14 protein-coding genes and 2 pseudogenes are annotated in these 17,181 nt (G+C 66.1%); 13 read left to right on the top strand and 3 right to left on the bottom strand.

Translation table 11 applies throughout. The features are described 5' to 3' along the window. Positions 1-21: 21 nt before the first annotated feature. Positions 22-369, bottom strand: a complete 348-nt coding sequence (locus tag BG90_RS37370) for a hypothetical protein (RefSeq protein ID WP_025990505.1) — start codon at positions 367-369, stop codon at positions 22-24. Between the two features lie 59 nt (positions 370-428). Here BG90_RS37370 and BG90_RS16520 point away from each other — a divergent pair, with 59 nt between their 5' ends. From BG90_RS16520 to BG90_RS16485, 8 genes are all read left to right on the top strand, one after another. Beyond that, the gene (locus tag BG90_RS16520; RefSeq protein ID WP_010121932.1) at positions 429-2,363 is read left to right on the top strand and encodes an SMP-30/gluconolactonase/LRE family protein; all 1,935 of its coding nucleotides are present in this window, start codon (positions 429-431) and stop codon (positions 2,361-2,363) included. Between the two features lie 459 nt (positions 2,364-2,822). After that, a complete protein-coding gene (locus tag BG90_RS16515) occupies positions 2,823-3,026 on the top strand; it encodes a hypothetical protein (RefSeq protein ID WP_025990504.1) in 204 nt (67 codons plus the stop codon). Next, positions 3,023-4,420 carry an ATP-dependent RNA helicase DbpA gene (dbpA, locus tag BG90_RS16510; protein ID WP_010121930.1) on the top strand — a complete coding sequence of 466 codons (1,398 nt, stop codon included), beginning with the start codon at positions 3,023-3,025 and terminating at the stop codon, positions 4,418-4,420. The genes BG90_RS16515 and dbpA overlap by 4 nt, the downstream gene beginning before the upstream one ends. Positions 4,421-5,404: 984 nt before the next feature. Further along, positions 5,405-6,103 carry a hypothetical protein gene (locus tag BG90_RS16505; protein WP_010111491.1) on the top strand — a complete coding sequence of 233 codons (699 nt, stop codon included), beginning with the start codon at positions 5,405-5,407 and terminating at the stop codon, positions 6,101-6,103. Positions 6,104-6,245: 142 nt separating this feature from the next. Then, positions 6,246-7,688, top strand: a complete 1,443-nt coding sequence (locus BG90_RS16500) for an NAD(P)/FAD-dependent oxidoreductase (protein WP_045568231.1) — start codon at positions 6,246-6,248, stop codon at positions 7,686-7,688. Between the two features lie 176 nt (positions 7,689-7,864). After that, complete coding sequence (locus BG90_RS16495) at positions 7,865-9,211, top strand: cation:proton antiporter (RefSeq protein WP_045568230.1); 1,347 nt, start codon at positions 7,865-7,867, stop codon at positions 9,209-9,211. Positions 9,212-9,217: 6 nt separating this feature from the next. Further along, on the top strand, positions 9,218-10,222 hold the full coding sequence (locus BG90_RS16490; RefSeq protein WP_010115205.1) for a Rieske 2Fe-2S domain-containing protein: 1,005 nt from the start codon (positions 9,218-9,220) through the stop codon (positions 10,220-10,222). Continuing rightward, a complete protein-coding gene (locus BG90_RS16485; protein WP_010115203.1) occupies positions 10,222-11,259 on the top strand; it encodes a hypothetical protein in 1,038 nt (345 codons plus the stop codon). Before BG90_RS16490 ends, BG90_RS16485 begins: the two co-directional genes overlap by 1 nt. A gap of 34 nt (positions 11,260-11,293) precedes the next feature. Here the strand turns inward: BG90_RS16485 and BG90_RS37015 are convergent. Further along, positions 11,294-11,404: pseudogene (locus BG90_RS37015) on the bottom strand (ABC transporter permease); the annotation flags it as partial. 5 nt (positions 11,405-11,409) lie between these two features. On the opposite strand from BG90_RS37015, the pseudogene BG90_RS37365 reads away from it, so the two are divergent. The 4 genes and pseudogenes from BG90_RS37365 to BG90_RS16465 all read left to right on the top strand — a co-directional run. Further along, positions 11,410-11,959 (top strand): annotated as a pseudogene (locus BG90_RS37365) (4Fe-4S binding protein); the annotation flags it as partial. A gap of 212 nt (positions 11,960-12,171) precedes the next feature. Beyond that, complete coding sequence (locus tag BG90_RS16475) at positions 12,172-14,610, top strand: DUF3772 domain-containing protein (RefSeq protein ID WP_010115197.1); 2,439 nt, start codon at positions 12,172-12,174, stop codon at positions 14,608-14,610. 306 nt (positions 14,611-14,916) lie between these two features. Further along, positions 14,917-15,198 carry a hypothetical protein gene (locus tag BG90_RS16470; RefSeq protein WP_025989793.1) on the top strand — a complete coding sequence of 94 codons (282 nt, stop codon included), beginning with the start codon at positions 14,917-14,919 and terminating at the stop codon, positions 15,196-15,198. A 197-nt stretch (positions 15,199-15,395) separates the two neighbouring features. Beyond that, positions 15,396-15,632, top strand: coding sequence for a hypothetical protein (locus BG90_RS16465; RefSeq protein ID WP_010115193.1), 237 nt, complete (start codon positions 15,396-15,398; stop codon positions 15,630-15,632). Between the two features lie 383 nt (positions 15,633-16,015). Here the strand turns inward: BG90_RS16465 and BG90_RS16460 are convergent, their stop codons facing one another. Then, on the bottom strand, positions 16,016-16,456 hold the full coding sequence (locus BG90_RS16460) for a hypothetical protein (RefSeq protein ID WP_025989792.1): 441 nt from the start codon (positions 16,454-16,456) through the stop codon (positions 16,016-16,018). A 433-nt stretch (positions 16,457-16,889) separates the two neighbouring features. Between BG90_RS16460 and BG90_RS16455 the strand changes: the two genes are divergently transcribed. Beyond that, complete coding sequence (locus tag BG90_RS16455) at positions 16,890-17,180, top strand: YciI-like protein (RefSeq protein WP_010103420.1); 291 nt, start codon at positions 16,890-16,892, stop codon at positions 17,178-17,180. The last annotated feature ends 1 nt before the right edge of the window (position 17,181 follow it).

Below are 17,181 nucleotides of genomic sequence, written 5' to 3'. Positions count from 1 at the left end.
CAAAAAAAGCTTCGTCGCCGGTCAGGCAACCATACGTCTGTCCGCCTGTTCCGCAAGGGCCATCCGCTGGCCAAGGCCGGCATCACGGTGACAGCCTTCAGCAAAGCGGAGCACGATTCGATCGTCGCAGAGGGCGCCGCCCATGCCGGTGGTACGCGCTTGCGGCGGGACTTGGCCTTTGGAAATACACGGCGATTTGTAGTGGCAGTGAGGACGTGCTGCGCGAGCGGCGCACCGGCGCGGGTCGCCGGCTGTTCGTTTCGAGTCGAAGAGGTCATTCTCGTCCTGCCACTTGTCGACGGCACGCTGGACGTAATACGGACTACGCTGGATGATCTCGACGAAGATTTCACCGATCACGGATTTCAAGAAATCCGGCTGGCCGACCCTTCACGTGAATGATCGCTACATTCAGGAGAGCATCAGTCATGGTCGAAATAAAACGAATTCATGCTGCGCTTCTCGCCTCGGCTATCGCCACGATTGCGCCGGCCTGTCAGGCGCAAAACACCACGGACTGGCTGGCGAACACCTATGGCACCCTCGCCGCCCACGTGGGCAACACCGCGCGCTCCATGTGGGTCGCGCCCGACGGCGTCATCTATACGGCCTCCATGTGGGACGAGTACGAGGGCGGCGTCGCAATCTACCAGAACGGCAAGAGCCTCGGCTCGATCGGCACGCACGCCGAGTTTCAGGGCGGCGCGATCACGGGCAACGCGACGTCGATCTTCGCGGCGCTGCAGTCCAGCAGGACGTACGGAAGCGGCGCGGTGGGACGATACAACCGCGCCACCAGAACTCGCGATCTTTTCATTCAGGTCAGTGCGTCGAGCAACCAGCCTCGGGTCGACGTCGTCACCGGGCTCGCCACGGCGGGCTCGCTGCTCTATGCGAGCGACTTCTATGGCAATCGCGTCCGGATCTTCACCACCGACGGTGTCTGGCAGCGGGACATCGACGTCTCGGGCCCGGGCGCGCTCGCCCTGGATGGTGCAGGCAACGTCTGGGTCGCACAGAAGCGTGCAGGCGCGATCGTCGAGTTCAGTCCAACCGGCGCCCTGCTGAACACCATCCGGATGCCCAGCGGGTCGCAGCCGTCGGCGCTCTATTTCGATGCGTCATCGGGGCAGCTCATGGTCGGGGACGAGGGCCCCGACATGAACATCAAGCGCTACAAGCTCTCGGGCACGCCGACGCCGGCCGGTACATTCGGCATTCAGGGCGGCTATCTCGACACCACCACGGGAATCAAAGGCCAGGTCGGCGCAAAGCGCTTCACCCGCGTCACCGGCATCGGCAAGGACAACGCCGGCAACCTCTATGTGCTCAACAACCCGTGGGGCGGCGGCTGGGATCTCGGCCGCAACGGCGGCACCGACATTCACGCGTATGGCAGTGCCGGCAACCTGCGGTGGACGCTTCAGTCCCTCAACTTCGAGGGCGTCGCCGCCCCGGACCCGGCCACGGATGGCGCCTTGTTCTATGGCGGCACCAACATCTACACCGGCAGCGCTGGGGGCACCTTCGTCGCGAACACCGTCGATCCGTTCGCCTACCCGTCGGACCCGCGCATCGACGTGAACGACGTCCAGCGCGACGAGCATTTCGGGCAACTCGTCGCCATTGGCGCGAACCGGATACTCGTGGCGTCCGGCCAGAACCCTCCGATCTTCTATTTTTTCCATTTCAACAAGGCGAATGGCTACATCGCCATTCCGGATGCATCGATTCCGGGCACCGCGTTCCAAACGACCCAGCGGGTCACAGGCGGATTCTGCATCGACAGCAAGGGGGGCGTGTGGGCCGGTCTGGACAAGACCGGCTACATCTACCACTACCCGCTGACCGGCTTCGACGCCAGCGGCAAGCCAACATGGGGACCCGGCATCCCTATCCGCATTCCCGAGAGCATTCAGCCGCTGACGCGCATCGTCTACCTCGCGGACAGCGACACCATGATTCTCGGACAGGGCATCGCCGGGAGTACGGATTGGACGTCGATCGGCACGCGGATCGAGGTGTATCACGGCTGGAGCGCGGGCAACACCACGGCGCCCAATCCGGTGATCAACCTCCCCCACGGCGACGCCAAGTCGATTGACGCGGCCGGCAGCCATCTCTTCGTCGGCTACTGGTTCAGCAGCAGCGGGCAAGCCTGGCCGAACATCGACGCCTTCAATCTCGCGACAGGCAACCTCGACGCCACGCTCGTCAACACCAGCAACGGTACCGTGGACGCCAGCAGCGCCATCGATTCGATGTACGGCATCAGGGCATACCTTCGATCGACGGGCGAGTACGTGGTCACGAAGAACAACGTCAAGGGCTCCAGCATCACCGTTTATCGCTGGACGCCCTGAACCTGCGCTTCATCCATGACAGAGGCTTGGCGGGGATTGGCGATCACGCTCCACCAAGCACGATGACGAATCCTGGTCATACCCCTTTATGCGCCGCCGACCATAATCACGAATCCTCGCCGCCCTCCAGCCGCGCCGCTCGATCAGCCACCGAAAGAGGACGCCGCGCACGGAGCGTGCGTAGGCGGCCGCCCCGCTCATCCCGTCGCCGCTCCCGTGACGGCTTCAGGAGTGACGCTGCGGCGCATCCGGCAGTCCTGTCTCGCGCATCCGTTAAAATCACGACATGCGCGATCCTCCATCGCCGCCTGATCAATCATCCACCTCGACGAAACATCAAGCGAACGGCCGCGTGGCATCCGCCCATTCATCCGGATCACACACGCCGTGGCCGCGCAACGCACGCGCCTTCACTCGAACCAGCGAAGGCGCGCAACAGAATCCAGCGGGAGAATGACCGTGTTTACTTGTAGAAACCAGAGCTGCGGCACGCAGTGGGCGCAGTCCGACGTCGTCATCAAGGACGAAGGCCAGGGACTGCTGTTCCGCTGCCCGCTGTGCGGCGCGCGCAACTACGTCGAGCGGTTCGACGCCGACGACGGCACGATCGTCTACGAGCAGCTCGAAGGCCGTCCGTTCATCCAATCCGACGCCACGACATGACGAACAAACCGACAGCCACGCCTTTCAGCGCGCTTGCGCTCGCGCCCGCCACGCTCGCCAATCTCACGCAGCTCGGCTATGTCGACATGACACCGATCCAGGCGGCGAGCCTGCCGATTGCGCTCGCGGGTCACGACCTGATCGCGCAGGCGAAGACCGGGAGCGGCAAGACAGCGGCATTCTCGCTCCCGTTGCTCGCACGGCTCGACGCGCGCCGCTTCGACGTGCAAGCGATGGTCCTCTGTCCGACGCGTGAACTCGCCGATCAGGTCACGCAGGAAATCCGCCGCCTCGCGCGCGCCGAGGAGAACGTCAAGGTGCTGACGCTATGCGGCGGCACGCCGATGCGTCCGCAGACGGCGAGCCTCGAACATGGCGCGCATATCGTCGTCGGCACGCCGGGGCGCATCATGGACCATCTGGAGCGCGGCAGCCTCGCGCTCGGCGCATTGAATACGCTCGTGCTCGACGAAGCGGACCGGATGCTCGACATGGGCTTCTTCGACGATATCGCGACAGTGGCGCGCCAGTGTCCGAAAGAGCGTCAAACGCTGCTGTTCTCCGCAACGTACCCGGACGGCATCGCCAAGCTGAGCCAGCAATTTCTGCGCAATCCGAAGGAAGTGAAACTCGAAGAGCGTCACGAAGACAGCAAGATTCGCCAGCGCTTTTACGAAGTGACCGAAGACGAGCGGCTGCACGCGGTCGGCATGCTGCTGAATCACTATCGTCCCGTGAGCACGCTTGCGTTCTGCAACACGAAGCAACAATGCCGGGATCTGCTCGACGTGCTGCGCGCGCAGGGTTTTCATGCGCTCGCGCTGCACGGCGAGCTCGACCAGCGCGAACGCGACCAGGTGCTGATCCAGTTTGCGAACCGCAGTTGCTCGGTGCTCGTCGCGACCGACGTGGCCGCGCGCGGTCTCGACATCGCGCAACTCGAAGCGGTGATCAATGTCGACGTGACACCCGATCCCGAAGTGCACGTGCATCGCATCGGGCGCACGGGCCGCGCGGATCAGGACGGCTGGGCGCTGAGTCTCGCGAGCATGAACGAGATGGGGCGCGTCGGCAGCATCGAGCAGGCGCAAAAGCGCGATGTCGAATGGCATCCGCTCGCCGAGCTCGAAGCCGAGAGCGACGCCCCGCTGTTGCCGCCGATGGAAACGCTGCAGATTCTCGGCGGGCGCAAGGAGAAGATTCGTCCCGGCGATGTGCTGGGCGCGCTGACGGGCGAAGCGGGCTTTAGCGGTGCGCAGATCGGCAAGATCAACGTGACCGAGTTTTCGACGTACGTGGCGGTCGAGCGCAGCATCGCGCGCGATGCGCTGCGCAAGCTCGGCGCAGGCAAGGTAAAGGGCAAGAAGGTAAAGGTACGACTGATGGACGAATAGCACGCGGCGCGCCGGCCGACTCGATGCGCTCCGTCAGCGCCCGATTAGCGTGGCTTCATTGGGCGCCGGTCATGCAAGGCGCCGGCGCGTAACCGTCTGTCCCGGCGAAGGCGCTCGGCGACGCGGCAAGATCGAGGCGATCCGTCCGGCGCGTGGTATCCGCCGCCGCACCGGCGCCGCTTCGTCTATCGGCTGCATTGCCTCATCGGCCGGCGATCGCCGGTACGCGCACCGTGAAGCGCGACCGATTTCAGCCGCCAAATCGCCAAATCGCGGGATCGCAAAGCCGATGATCAAGATCATCGCCAGGTCTTTCTAGAAATCAGACTCGAGCCGCCGCCCGGCCTCGCCGCTCAGATCCATTGCGGATGCAGGCAACACGGAAGCCATCGTCGCACGTCAATACTGAGTCGACCGCAATCGCGACGCCCGTGCGCTCTGTATCGATGACGTTGGCTCATCGGAGTTCGATCATGAACCGAGCGCGGAGCGCGCCACCCGCCCTCGCCGCCAACAAGCACAGCAAGCCACGCGTCCCTCCATCGCCACGCCTTTCGCTTTGGCTTTCACTCCCGAGCCGCCGATACGTCGAAGCACGCTTCTCAATAGATTGACCGATTGTTTCCCTCGCCCGGATTTGTAAATTTCGCGTCCCATCCAGCACAATCGAATCAACAATAAAAATTTCCGGCCTCTCAATTCGCACTATTCAGATGCTCGCGCATTAATCTATTTTTCGAAATGCTCAATCATTTAAATAACAAAGTAATCTTACAGATTTGAAGGAAAAGTGAAATTTTCATCAACCCTCAAATCACGACAACTACCAATTCTAGTTATTTTTAAAAAATATTCCGCCCCTTTTATTGACATCTCCGGATATATACCTAGACTCCTCGTGAGGCATAACAATTGGGTCGATAATCCCCAGCCTCGATCAAAAACCCGCAGCGATACAACTCATTCATAACAGGAGTTTTCGTCATGAGGGACATTCTCGCGACAATTCGTAAGAAAAAGGCAGCGCTCCTCGACCACCCGGTCTTTCCGCAACTCGAAGCAGTCACTCTCCCCCAAATCAAGGAAATGATGCGCGTCTGGTCGCCGTTGCTGATTCATTTGGCGATGACGTTCCGCGATATCAATCGAATGTATTACCACTACGAAAAGCCGGAAAACGACTTGCAGAACGCGATCAACGATCATGTCGACGTCGACAGCGAGCACTGGCGCATGATGGTTTCGGACATCAAGACGCTCGGCGTCAACGGTAGAGCCGTCGATTGCGAAAGCGCAATCGACGTGATCTGGGACGATCTCGGCGCGCCCGTGCGGAAGTACATGTATTCGCTCGTGTCGCGCGCGCGGCGGTGCGGCGACTGCCCGCTGCTCAAAATGGCGTCGATGGAAGCCGGCGAAGCGACGTCGAAGGTCTTCTTCACCACATCGCGCAAGCTCGCGGCGGCCTACGAGGCGGACACGGGCCATACGCTTCGCTATCTGGGCGCGGAGCACATCGACAGCGAGCTCGATCATGCGATCAACGAATCGATCTTCTTCGACCAGCGCCTGTCCGCCGACAAGCAAGCGGATGCGCTGTCGATCGTCGACGATCACTTCCGCAGCTTCCTTGCCTTCCTCGACTACAAGTACGAGGTCAACAAGCTCGCGCTCGCCAATTGACAAGAATCCGGGCACCGCCCGGGCATGACTCTCGCGAGACCGAAGTCCGGCTCAATCATTAAGTGATTCCAACCGAATTGCCGCGCCGGGCGGCGGGATCCGCTCGCGAACTTGACGTTCCCCAATACAAGGAGAAGCAAGCATGCGTCTTCCGAATCGCACCAAAGTCCTCGTGATCGGCGGCGGTCCGGCCGGGGCAACCGGCGCGGCGTTTCTCGCCCGAGAAGGCATCGATGTCATGCTGGTCGACAAAGAGGTGTTCCCCCGCTATCACATCGGCGAATCGCTGCTGCCGTCGTGCCTCGAAATCCTCACGCTGATGGGCGCGCGCGACACGTTCGACCGTCACGGCTTCCAACGCAAGCCGGGCGCCTACTTCAACTGGAAAGGCGAGACCTGGAAACTCGATTTCGGCGAGCTCGGCGGCACCTATCACTACAGCTACCAAGTGCGTCGCGAGGAATTCGACCACCTGCTCCTGCAGCATGCGCGAGCGGTCGGTGCGAAGGTGCACGAAGGCGTGAGCGTGCGCGAAATCCGGTTCGACGACGGCCGTCCGTGCGCCGCCTTGTGCGTCGCGCAAGGCTCCGACGAGACGACCGTCGTCGAATTCGACTATCTCGTCGACGCGTCGGGACGCAACGGGCTGATGTCGACCCGATACCTGGACAACCGCAAATTCCACGAGATCTTCCGCAATGTCGCGGCCTGGGGCTACTGGGAAGGTCTCGCATGGCCCGACGATTGCGCGCCGGGCTCGATTCTCGTCAGCTCGATTCCGGACGGCTGGTGGTGGGCGATACCGCTCGCCGATCGTCCGACGAGCGTCGGCGTCGTCATGCACCGCGACGCATTCGTCGCGGCGAAGCGGTCCGGCTCGCTCGAGCAGGTCTACGAGCGGGCGATCGCGCTGAGCCCGGTGATGACGAAGCTGACGCAGCACGCGCGCCTCGTCACGCCGCTCAAGACCGAGCAGGACTATTCGTACACCTGCGATTCCTTCGCGGGCGACGGCTACTTCCTGTCCGGCGACGCCGCGTGCTTTCTCGACCCGCTGCTGTCCACGGGCGTTCACCTCGCGATGTACAGCGGGATGCTCGCCGCCGCATCGCTCGCCAGCATCCTGCGCGACGAAGTGTCCGAGCGGGAGGCCGCCGCGTACTATCGCGACAGCTATCAACAGGCCTACCTGCGCTTTCTCGTGTTCGTGCAGACGTTCTACGAAGCGCACGGCAAGCTCGGCTACTACAGCAAGGCCGACGAGCTGAGCCACTACATGATCGAGGCGGGCGACATCCGGCGCGCGTTCCTGAATCTCGTGTCCGGCCTCGAAGACATCGCCGACGTCGAGCAGGCCACGTCGCACCTGATGGGCGAAATGTCCCGCCGCATCGATCAGAATCTCGCGCTTCGCAAGGACAAGGGCGCGCTCGCCGCGGCGATCGGCAGCTCGGAAATCGAGGACAACGCGCGATTCTTCGACGCGATCGAGGGCCTGCCCTGCCTGTCGCAGAACATGGCGCTCGACGGGCTTTACGTGTCGACCCGGCCGCGGCTCGGCCTGCAGCGGGTCGCCGCGGCATAGCCCGCGAGCGCGGCCGCCGCGCTCGCGCCGAGCGGCCGGCGTGGCCGAAGCCGGCTGCCCGCGCGGCGGCCGGCCGGTTGCGACCGCGTGCGGCCGTGCACGACTGCCGCGCGGCGGCGCACGCGCCGCCGGCATTCATCGAACGCAAGCAGTCAAGACCAAGGAAGCGACGAAAGATGGCTGATTGGATACTGCAACTGTGCATCGTGATCGTCGTGGCGTCCGGGCTCGGCGCACTCGCGCAACGGCTGGGGCAAGGCCGCGTCGTCGGCGAGCTGCTCGCCGGGCTGCTGCTCGGTCCGTCCGCGTTCGGCGCGCTTGCCGTGGGCGGCCCCGGCGTGCTGCTCGGCCAGGATTCGACCGCCATCCTCTCCCGGCTCGGCGAACTCGGGCTCGTGTTCCTGATGTTCCAGACGGGTTCGCACATCGTGTGGAAGCTTCCGCAGAAGCGCTCGGCCGCGCTCGTCGCGACCGTCGTCGCGGGATTCGGAATGGCGTTGCCGTTCGCGGCCGGCTGCGCCATCGCGGTCGCGTCGTCCGGCGCGTTCCAGCCGCAGGCGTCGCATCTCGCCTACGTGCTGTTCTGCGGAATCGCACTGTCCGTTTCGGCGCTGCCCGTCATGATGCGCATCGTCTCGGACGCGCGCATCGCCGAGCGCCCTTCGGCGACGCTGTCGATACTCGCGGCGACATTGACCGACTCGCTCAGTTGGCTGATTCTCGCCGCCGTCGGCGCGATCGCGACATCGGGCCTGTCGCCGGCGTCGACGATGCGCGCGGTGTGCCTGCTCGTCGTGTTCTTCGTCGTGTCGATCACGCTCGTGCGCAAGATCGTCCTTTCGCTGCTCGATCGTGCGCGCCGGGCCGGAAGCGATTCCGCGACGTTGATCTGCGCGCTGTGCTACGTGCTGCTGTCGTCGTGGGCCGCGTCGCGGCTCGGCTTTCACAGCGCGTTCGGCGCGCTCGTCGCGGCCGCCTGCCTGTCGGGCCGGGACGACCTGCGGCAGTTGTGGAACGCGCGCTTCGCGGGACTCGCAGACCTCGTCCTGATTCCGCTGTTCTTCGTCAGCATGGGGCTTCAGGCGTCGTTTTCCGCGCTCGATACGGGCGCGGCGTGGGGCTGGCTCGTCGTCTTCCTGATCGGCGGCGTCGCGGCGAAGTTCGGCGGCTGCTACGCCGGCGCGCGACTATGCGGCATCGATCGCGCGGAGGCGACCTTGATCGGCGTGCTGATGAACTGCCGCGGGACCGTCGAGCTGATGGTGCTCGCGATCGGTCTGCAGTTGCGGATCATCCCGGCTTCGCTGTACACGGTCTTGCTGATCGCGACGCTGACGATGACGTGGTTGAGCGCGATGTCGACCCACCGGCTCGCGAAGCGGCATCGACAGCAAGCGCGGCGCGTGGCCGCCGACGATTCGCCTGCGGGATTTCCGGCGCCGCAGGTCCGCGCCGCCCGCCAAGACCCAACCCAGGACACGCATCTGCCGGGATTGCCGGAGGCATCGCGACCATCGCGGTGAACGCCCATGGATACCGTCGTTCCGCTTTTTTCCGATTCCGCGGCGCACTGGCTGCCGCTCGCCCTGTCCGAGCAGGTGAACGGCGAGGCGCCGCTCGGCGTCGTCTGCATGGGGCGGCCGCTCGTGCTGTATCGCGACGCGTCGGGCGCCGTGCGCGCGATGGAGGATCGTTGCGTGCATCGCCGCGCGCCGCTGTCGCTCGGACGCATCACGCCCGACGGCCGGCTGCAGTGCGGCTATCACGGCTGGACCTACGACGGCGCGACGGGCGCATGCGTCGCCATTCCGAATCTGTCGGAGCACGAACGGGTGCCGGCGCACTACGTCGCGCGCGCGTACGAGACCCGCGAGCGCGACGGCTTCGTGTGGGGACGTGCGACGCGCGGCGTCGACGCGGGCGAGCCGGCCGACGCGGCCTCGCCTCCGTCGCGCTGCACGCAGCGATTCGCGGGCTCGGCGACGGTGGCGGTGGCGTGCGACGAATACGTCGCCGCGCTGGCCGACGGTCCGCATTTGCTGATGCGCATCGCGGGCGTGCGAATCACGGACTACGTGATCGCGGATCCGGAGCCGCGCGGCGGCCGCGTCGGCATGGAGCGCGGCGTCACGTGGGCGGCGAGCCGGCGCAATCATCGGTTCGGCGCGCATTATCCGTGGACGCTTCGGCTCACGTCGCCGCAGGACGGCGCGCTCGCGTCGGTCGAGCTCGACACGCGCGACGGCGCGCCGATGCTGTGGGCGTCGATCGCCATCGTGCCCGCGGCACGCGGCACGACGAACGTCCTGTGGCGCGGCGGCGTCGCCGCGGATACGGGCGGCGCCGGCGCGGCGTTGTTTCGCCTGTGGGCCCGTCTGCGCCGTTCTCCGTTCGCGATGCTCGAACACGTCGACGGCCGCGCGCTGTCGAAGCTCGACGTGTCGTGCTCGCGCGCCTGGCCTCGCCCACACCCGCAGGCGGCGTGCGCAGGCCCGGTGAGCGTCGATCGATTACCTTGTTCGAGGAGCAGATGATGCCGACTGTCGACGACCAAGACATCGGGACGGCAAGCCGCCGGAACGAAGACGACTGGCTGCCCAACCGGATTCGGCTGCGCAATGCATGGTTTCCGCTCGCTCACACGTTCGAGGTCGGCGAGCGCGCATCGCGCTGGCAGATTCACTCGCAGCCCTGCTATCTGTGGCGCGCCGGCGGGCGCGTCCACGCGTCGCGGCGGCATCCCGACCTGCCGGCTCCGGCACGCCCCGCTCCCGGCTCGCCGACCGATTCCGCCGGAAGCTATCCGGCGCTCGAGCGGTACGGCTACGTATGGATCTGGTACGGCGATCCCGAAGACGCGAGCGACGCGCTCGTGCCCGACGTGCCGTTCCTGTCGCGCGACGGCGGACTGCCGACGTACATGCAGGGCAACGTCCGCCTCGACTGCTGCTCGCCGCTCCTCGTCGAAAACCTGCTCGATCTGACGCACGCGGACTTCCTGCATGCGAACGTGCTCGGCAACGAGCAATCCGACGAGGACCGGATCGACGTGCAGTTCACGTCCGAGACGGTGACGATGATCCGGCGCTGCACGAACAAATCGGTCGCGCCGATCATGCGCTGGTTCGGCGGCGTGCGCGCGAAGCATCAGGACGTTCACGCCGTGATCCATGTGCACGTGCGCAGCTCGGTCGCGCTTGCGTATGGACGTTACACGCCGGGTACCGACCTGCCGTTGTTCCACCCGTGCCTGCCGGAGTCGCGCGACCGCTGCCGGCTCAGCTTCGCGTTGAACGCGACGTCCGCGCCCTGGCCGCTGCGCGTGCTGATGCCGTTGACGCCGTATGTGGTCGCGCCGCAGGACAACCGCATGGTCGGCCCGCAGAGCAGTCGCTATCAGGACGCCGGCGAGCGGCGCGATCTGTTTTCGCGCTTCGACCGCGCGGGCCTGCGCTATCGGATCCTGTTGCAGCAGCTCGCCAAACGGCAACGCGACGGTGATTTCTCGTACGCCGCCGACGCGCTCCCCGGCCAGGACGCGCGGGGCATTCTCGGCATGCCGTCCCGTTAGTGCGCGCGTCGCGCCCCAAATCCGTCGGCGGCGAAATCAGGTCGACACCGTATGCGGCGGGATCGAACGCGGCCGCCGAGCGAATCCAGTCCGGCGCGAGATCGAGCGGATAGAGCCCGCCCGACAGGAAGAACATCGGCAACATCGGCGGCAGCAAAGCGCATCGGCATCGCCGTCTTCGTCGGCTGGACGCTCGCCGTCGTGCTGTTCTTCGCGACGCTCGACCGCCGGGTGCGCCGCGCGATGCGCGCCGACAAGCGCTGGGTGTCACGGCCGAAGACCGCGAACTGGCTGATCGCGATCGGCTTCGCCGGCGGTTATGAGATGGCGAAGCCGTCGATCACGCAGGGGCCGACGCTCGCTCATTCGCTCGCGAGCGGCTGAAACTGGGGCTCTTCCTGTCCGATCCGCTCATCTTCGTCTTCTGGATCGTGATCGCCGCGACGGTGATCGTCCGAGGCCGGGTCTCTTCTGCGGCTGGATGTGCCCGTTCGGCTCGCTGTCCGGCTCGTCTACAAGATCGCACGCGCGACGGGCCTGAAAAAAGTGGCGGCGCAAGCTGCCCGCGCCGTCGCACAACCGGCCGCGCAAGCTCAAGTACGGGGTATTCGCCGCGCTGCTCGTCGTGTCGTTCTTTTCGATGCCGTGGGCCGAGAAGCTCGCCGAAAGCGAGCCATTCAAGACGACCTTCGTCATCGGCGAGGACGGGCAGTACATTCCGATCGAGCGGATTGGACGCGCGCGCGCCGCCGCACGTGACGGCCGGTGCAGCACATCGCGGCGCCCTTAAAATATTTCGCTTTCCTTTCAATTGTTTCGGATTGTCGTCGGCGATACGCAAGCCGAAAAACCGTGGCAATCTACAGCGCATCCCGGTTGTCCGTTCGCGCAACCGATCTGTAAGGTTTCCCGATGGTCCGTCATCCGAAATTCGCGCGATGCGTCGCGCTCGTCTTCCTATTGCATCTGCTCTGCGCCGTGCTGCCCGCGTCGGCAGCCGCCGACCTCGCATCGAGCGCAAGCGTGCCGCCCGCGCCGACGATCTCGCGCGACGAGGCGCTCGCCGAGCTCAAGCGCGTGCAGGCCGCGCTCGACCGAATCAAGCAGCAGGCGTCGGCCGCGACGACGGGCAAGCAGTTGAACGGGCTCGACGAGGCGACGCAAGCGCTGACGTCCGACGTGGAGAAGCTGACGGCCGCGCTCGTGCCCACGCGCGCGCAGCTGCAGGCGCAGCTCGACGTGCTCGGGCCGCCGCCCGCGCCGGGCGCCGCGCCCGAGACGGCCGCCGTCGCTCGGCAGCGCGCGGATCTGAATACGCGCAAGGCGCAGCTCGACGCCGCGCTGAAGCAGGCCGCCGACGAAAAGGACAGTCTCGCGAACCTGACCCAGCAATACTCGAAGCTGCGCCGCAGCCTGTTGCGCGATCAGCTCGTGCTGCGCTCGGGCAGCATCCTCGGCGCGCAGTTCTGGGCGCCGCTCTTCCACCCGTCTGACGACGACCGGCAGGAGCTCGACGCGTTCAGCGCGCAGATCGCGCAGGTGCTACGCGCGGCGTGGGAGCCGGGCCGGCGGATCGGCACCGCGCTCCTGCTCGCCGCCGCGCTCGCGGTGTGGACGATCGGCAGACGGCTCATCGAACGCGTGCTCGCATGGTTCAGCCTGACGAAGCTGCCGGAAACCCGTGTGCGGCGCAGCGCGCTCGCGACGTCGATCGCGCTGTCGAGCGTCGTGACGACAGGCATCGCGGTGCAGTTCGTCTATCTCGCGCTCACGCGCGACTACGCGCTGTCGAGCGCGCTGCAGGACTTCGCCGACGAGCTCGCGAAACTCGCGCTGACCTGCGCGCTGATCGCGGGCCTCGGCCGCGCGCTGTTGTGCACCCGCCATCCGACCTGGCGCCTGCCCGCGCTCGCCGACGAAGTCGCGCTCGCGATGCGGCCGTTTCCGGCGATTCTCGCCGCGCTTCTGCTCGTCGCGGGCGCGCTCGAGCAGTTGAACAGGACGGCCGACACGAGCCTGCAGGTCACGCTGTTCGGCCGCGGGATCGTGTCGCTCGTCGTCGTCGTGACGATCGGCGCGTCGCTGCTGCGCGCGAACCGAGTCCGCACCGCGCTCGCCGCGGCGGGCGAGCCGCCCGAGGCGCGCTCGACGCTCGCCGGGCTGATCCACGCGGGCGTCACGCTGACCGTCGTCGCGGCGTTCGTCGCGCTGCTGATCGGCTACATCTCGGTCGCACGTTTTCTGACCTACGAGCTCGTCTGGTTCGAGATCGTGCTCGGCAGCCTGTATCTGCTGACCCGCCTCACGCGCGATCTGTGCGCGAGCGCGTTCTCCGCGAGCCTGTCGAGCGGCAAGCTGATCAAGCATCTGTTCGGGTTGAACGACAGCCATCTCGATCAGGCGAAGACCGTGCTGTCCGGCATCGGCTCGAGCGCGCTGCTGCTCGTCGCCGTCGTCGCGCTGTTGACGGGCGGCTTCGGCACGACGCCGACCGACCTGCTCGTGAGCGTGATCTCGATGTTCGGCGGCGACAAGCTGCAGCGCCTGAACATCGTGCCCGACCGGATCCTGAACGCGGCGCTCGCGCTCGGGATCGGCATCTATCTGCTGCGCTCGATACGCCGCTGGCTCGACAACGAGCTGCTGCCCGCGGTCGGCATGGATCCGGGCATGCGCGCGTCGCTCATCACGCTGTTCAGCAATCTCGGCTACGTCGCGATCGTGCTGCTCACGCTGTCGCTTCTCGGCGTCAAATGGGACAACCTCGCGTGGATCGTGAGCGCGCTGTCCGTCGGCATCGGCTTCGGCTTGCAGGAGATCGTGAAGAACTTCGTGTCCGGGCTGATCCTGCTGACCGAGCGGCCCGTGAAGGTCGGCGACATGATCAGCATCTCGGGCGTCGAAGGCGACATCCGACGGATCAACGTGCGCGCGACCGAAATCCAGCTCTCCGACCGCTCGACGGTGATCGTGCCGAACTCGCAATTGATCTCGCAGAACCTGCGCAACGTGACGATGGGCAACAGCACGCAGGGCGTCGCGACGCTGATGCTCACATTCCCGCTCAACACCGATCCCGAACAGGTTCGCGACCTGCTGCTCGGCGCGTACCGCGAGCATGCGTCGATCCTCGAGAAACCCGCGCCGTCCGTCACGTTCAGCCAGCTGACGCCGGACGGGATCACGCTCAGCGTGACGGGCTACGTCGGCAGTCCGCGGATCGCCGGGACGACGAAGAGCGATCTGCTGTTCGAGATCCTGAAGCGGCTGCGCGCGGCGGGCATTCCTCTGTCGAATCCGCAGACGCTGATGGTGCAGAACCTGCCGCCGCCGCCGCCGCTGAGCGAGTGATGCGGGCGCGCCCGATCGCGGCGCGTCATGCGGCGTTATGCGTTGTGTATGGCGCGACGCGATCGGGCGGCGGCATGCATGATCGTTATCGTGAATGCATGGCTTGCGGCGACCGCGCGAACGACACGTTCCGCCGTCGTTCGTCCGCGGATCGGCTCGACGGGCGGCCGCGCGTCGCTTCTCGCAAAGCGCCCTGCCGCCGGCCTGCGCGGCAGCCGTCATATACGGTTGCAATCCTTTACACGCCGAGGCTCGCCGGATTTCTATCATTCGGGATACGAACCGACTTCAAAGGACTGCATCGCGATGAAAAAACTGATCTTACTGCCGCTCGTGGCGAGCGCGATGCTCGCGGGATGCGCGGTGTATCCGTCGGAGCCTGCCGTCGGCGTCGATGTCGGCATCGGCTGGCACGGGGACCGCTATTGGGACGGCCAACGCTACTGGGACCGCGGCGAATGGGAGCATGCGCATCCGCAGCCACAATACTACCGGCGCGACGATGGCCGGCGCGACAATCGCGGCGGCTACCGAGGCGACGATCGGCGCGACGGCGACCGCCGCGGCGACGACAATCGCCCGTACTGAGCTCGCCGCCCGACCCGCTGCGTCCGGCCGCATGCGGCGATCCGCGGCCGGCGCGTTTGCTTCGTCGCGCGACGCTCGGGCGTCGAATGTCCGGCGCCTCGCGCGATTGTCAAAGATCATTCGACGCAGGCAAACGGAAAGGTACGCGCGCCGCAGTCGCGCTATGCTCGTGCGCCTCATTCGACAGGAGCATACTCGTGAAGCTTTCGATCTTCATCGCGGCCGCCTGCGCCGCGCTCGCACTGACGTCGGCCGTGCATGCGCAAACGTCGCAGACCTATCAATTCGGCGAAGGCCAGTCGAATCTGTCGGGCGGCGCGCAAGCCGCGCCGGCGCGCCATGCCGCGAAAACGACGCATCATCGCAAGCAACGGCGGCACCATGCGCGCCGCACGCATGCGGTGCGCACGCAGCGTACGTACGCACATCACTGACGTACCGCGACGCGCGGGCCGCGACTTGCGGCTCGCGCGGCCGAGTCGGTGTCCGCCCTTGCCTTTTGCCGATACTCCCGCCGATCGTTGATCGTTGATCGCAAGCGAACGCGCGACATCGACAGCGACGGCACGCGCGCCGCCATCGACGCTTTCCGGTCGGCCAACCGGCTTTCGCTGCAAGCGATCCGCATGCGGCATGCGCCATGCGGCTTCGATCGCCGCAACGATCCGTCCAGGCGGAACGCAAGCCGCCGCCCGAAGTCGACTACGCGCCGTTCACGTCCGTTTCAAGCCACCGGCAACCCGCCACACGCGGCATCGCTCGACGCGACGATCACCGCGACACGCACGCCACCCGCCGAAAACCGACGACGAACGGCTCACTGCGCCCCCGACGCGCCGCTCGCCGCGACCGCGCCGCTGATCCGGTCGATCAGCGACTTCGCCGCGCCCGCGGCGAGCGCCGCATCGACGTGCGACGTCTGCCATGCGCCGTCGCTGTCCTCCGTGAACGTGAGCGTCGTGCGCAGCGACGCGTCGCCCTCGTCCTGCCGCCCGTCGTGCCACACGATCGCGACGTTGCACGAATACGTGCGCTCGGCGACCTTCGTGCAATCGCCGACGGGCTTCACCGACGCGACGTCGGCCGCGACGGGCAGCGGCTGGCCGAGCATCGTGTTGAGCGGCCCGCGGTTTTCCGCGTCGAGCGCGCGGCGCACGGCGGCGTCGATGTCTCGCTCGCCGGGACCGGCATGGAACCAGCCGCAGGCGGCGAGCATCGCGGACGATATTCCCAGTAGCAACAGTGTTCGGAGCTTCATCGATTCGAGTGGGTTCGTGTGGTTCGATGCGGCATCGCGATCGCGCCGCCGCCTGTGTTTCGAAGATTGCGCGCGTCTCGAACGCGCCGCGCATTCGGCCGCGTCCGCCGCGCGGTGCGCCCGCGCAATCGGCATGCGCTTTGCGCGCAAGTCTGACGCGTGCGCGGGCCGCGGTCCGTATCGTTTTGTAACGGCGTGTTCGCCGCGAAACGCGGCCAAATCCGCGTCGGCGACGCGATTTAACGCCGAAGTCCGCCGGGCGCGCCGAAGCGCGCGACGCGAGCGGCGGCCCCGACGATGCGAGGCGAGCGGGCGCGACCGATTGTTACACGATGCGGCGCGCGCGACGCCCGGCCTATACTAAGCGTTGCCCGTACAACCGGCCGCCGGCCCGCTCGAACGGACCGGCACGCCATCGCTCGAGGAGCCCCCCATGCACTACCTGCTGACCTACGAACTCGTCGACGACTATCTCGAACGGCGCGGCACGTATCGCGCGGAGCACCTCGCGCTCGCGAAGGCGGCGACCGCGCGCGGCGAGCTGCTGCTCGCGGGCGCGCTCGCCGATCCGGCCGATCAGGCGATGCTCGTGTTCGACGCGCCTTCGCCCGCCGTCGCCGAAGCGTTCGCGCAAGCCGATCCGTACGTCGCGAACGGCCTCGTCAAGCGCTGGCGGGTGCGGCCGTGGACGGTCGTCGTCGGCAAGCTCGCGACGCCCGCCTGAC

Source organism: Burkholderia oklahomensis C6786 (genome assembly GCF_000959365.1).
GTDB classification, from domain to species: domain Bacteria; phylum Pseudomonadota; class Gammaproteobacteria; order Burkholderiales; family Burkholderiaceae; genus Burkholderia; species Burkholderia oklahomensis.
Note: the sequence above shows the minus strand (reverse complement) of the source record. Positions and strands in the feature narration are given on the sequence as shown.

Bases quoted from the DNA above. Each gene is read 5' to 3' on its own strand.
- BG90_RS16475 (WP_010115197.1), top strand. From the start codon at position 12,172: ATGGTCCGTCATCCGAAATTCGCGCGATGCGTCGCGCTCGTCTTCCTA.
- BG90_RS16455 (WP_010103420.1), top strand. From the start codon at position 16,890: ATGCACTACCTGCTGACCTACGAACTCGTCGACGACTATCTCGAACGG.
- BG90_RS16490 (WP_010115205.1), top strand. From the start codon at position 9,218: ATGGATACCGTCGTTCCGCTTTTTTCCGATTCCGCGGCGCACTGGCTG.
- BG90_RS16520 (WP_010121932.1), top strand. From the start codon at position 429: ATGGTCGAAATAAAACGAATTCATGCTGCGCTTCTCGCCTCGGCTATC.
- BG90_RS16470 (WP_025989793.1), top strand. From the start codon at position 14,917: ATGAAAAAACTGATCTTACTGCCGCTCGTGGCGAGCGCGATGCTCGCG.
- BG90_RS16505 (WP_010111491.1), top strand. From the start codon at position 5,405: ATGAGGGACATTCTCGCGACAATTCGTAAGAAAAAGGCAGCGCTCCTC.
- dbpA (WP_010121930.1), top strand. From the start codon at position 3,023: ATGACGAACAAACCGACAGCCACGCCTTTCAGCGCGCTTGCGCTCGCG.
- BG90_RS16500 (WP_045568231.1), top strand. From the start codon at position 6,246: ATGCGTCTTCCGAATCGCACCAAAGTCCTCGTGATCGGCGGCGGTCCG.
- BG90_RS16485 (WP_010115203.1), top strand. From the start codon at position 10,222: ATGCCGACTGTCGACGACCAAGACATCGGGACGGCAAGCCGCCGGAAC.
- BG90_RS16495 (WP_045568230.1), top strand. From the start codon at position 7,865: ATGGCTGATTGGATACTGCAACTGTGCATCGTGATCGTCGTGGCGTCC.
- BG90_RS16460 (WP_025989792.1), bottom strand. From the start codon at position 16,456: ATGAAGCTCCGAACACTGTTGCTACTGGGAATATCGTCCGCGATGCTC.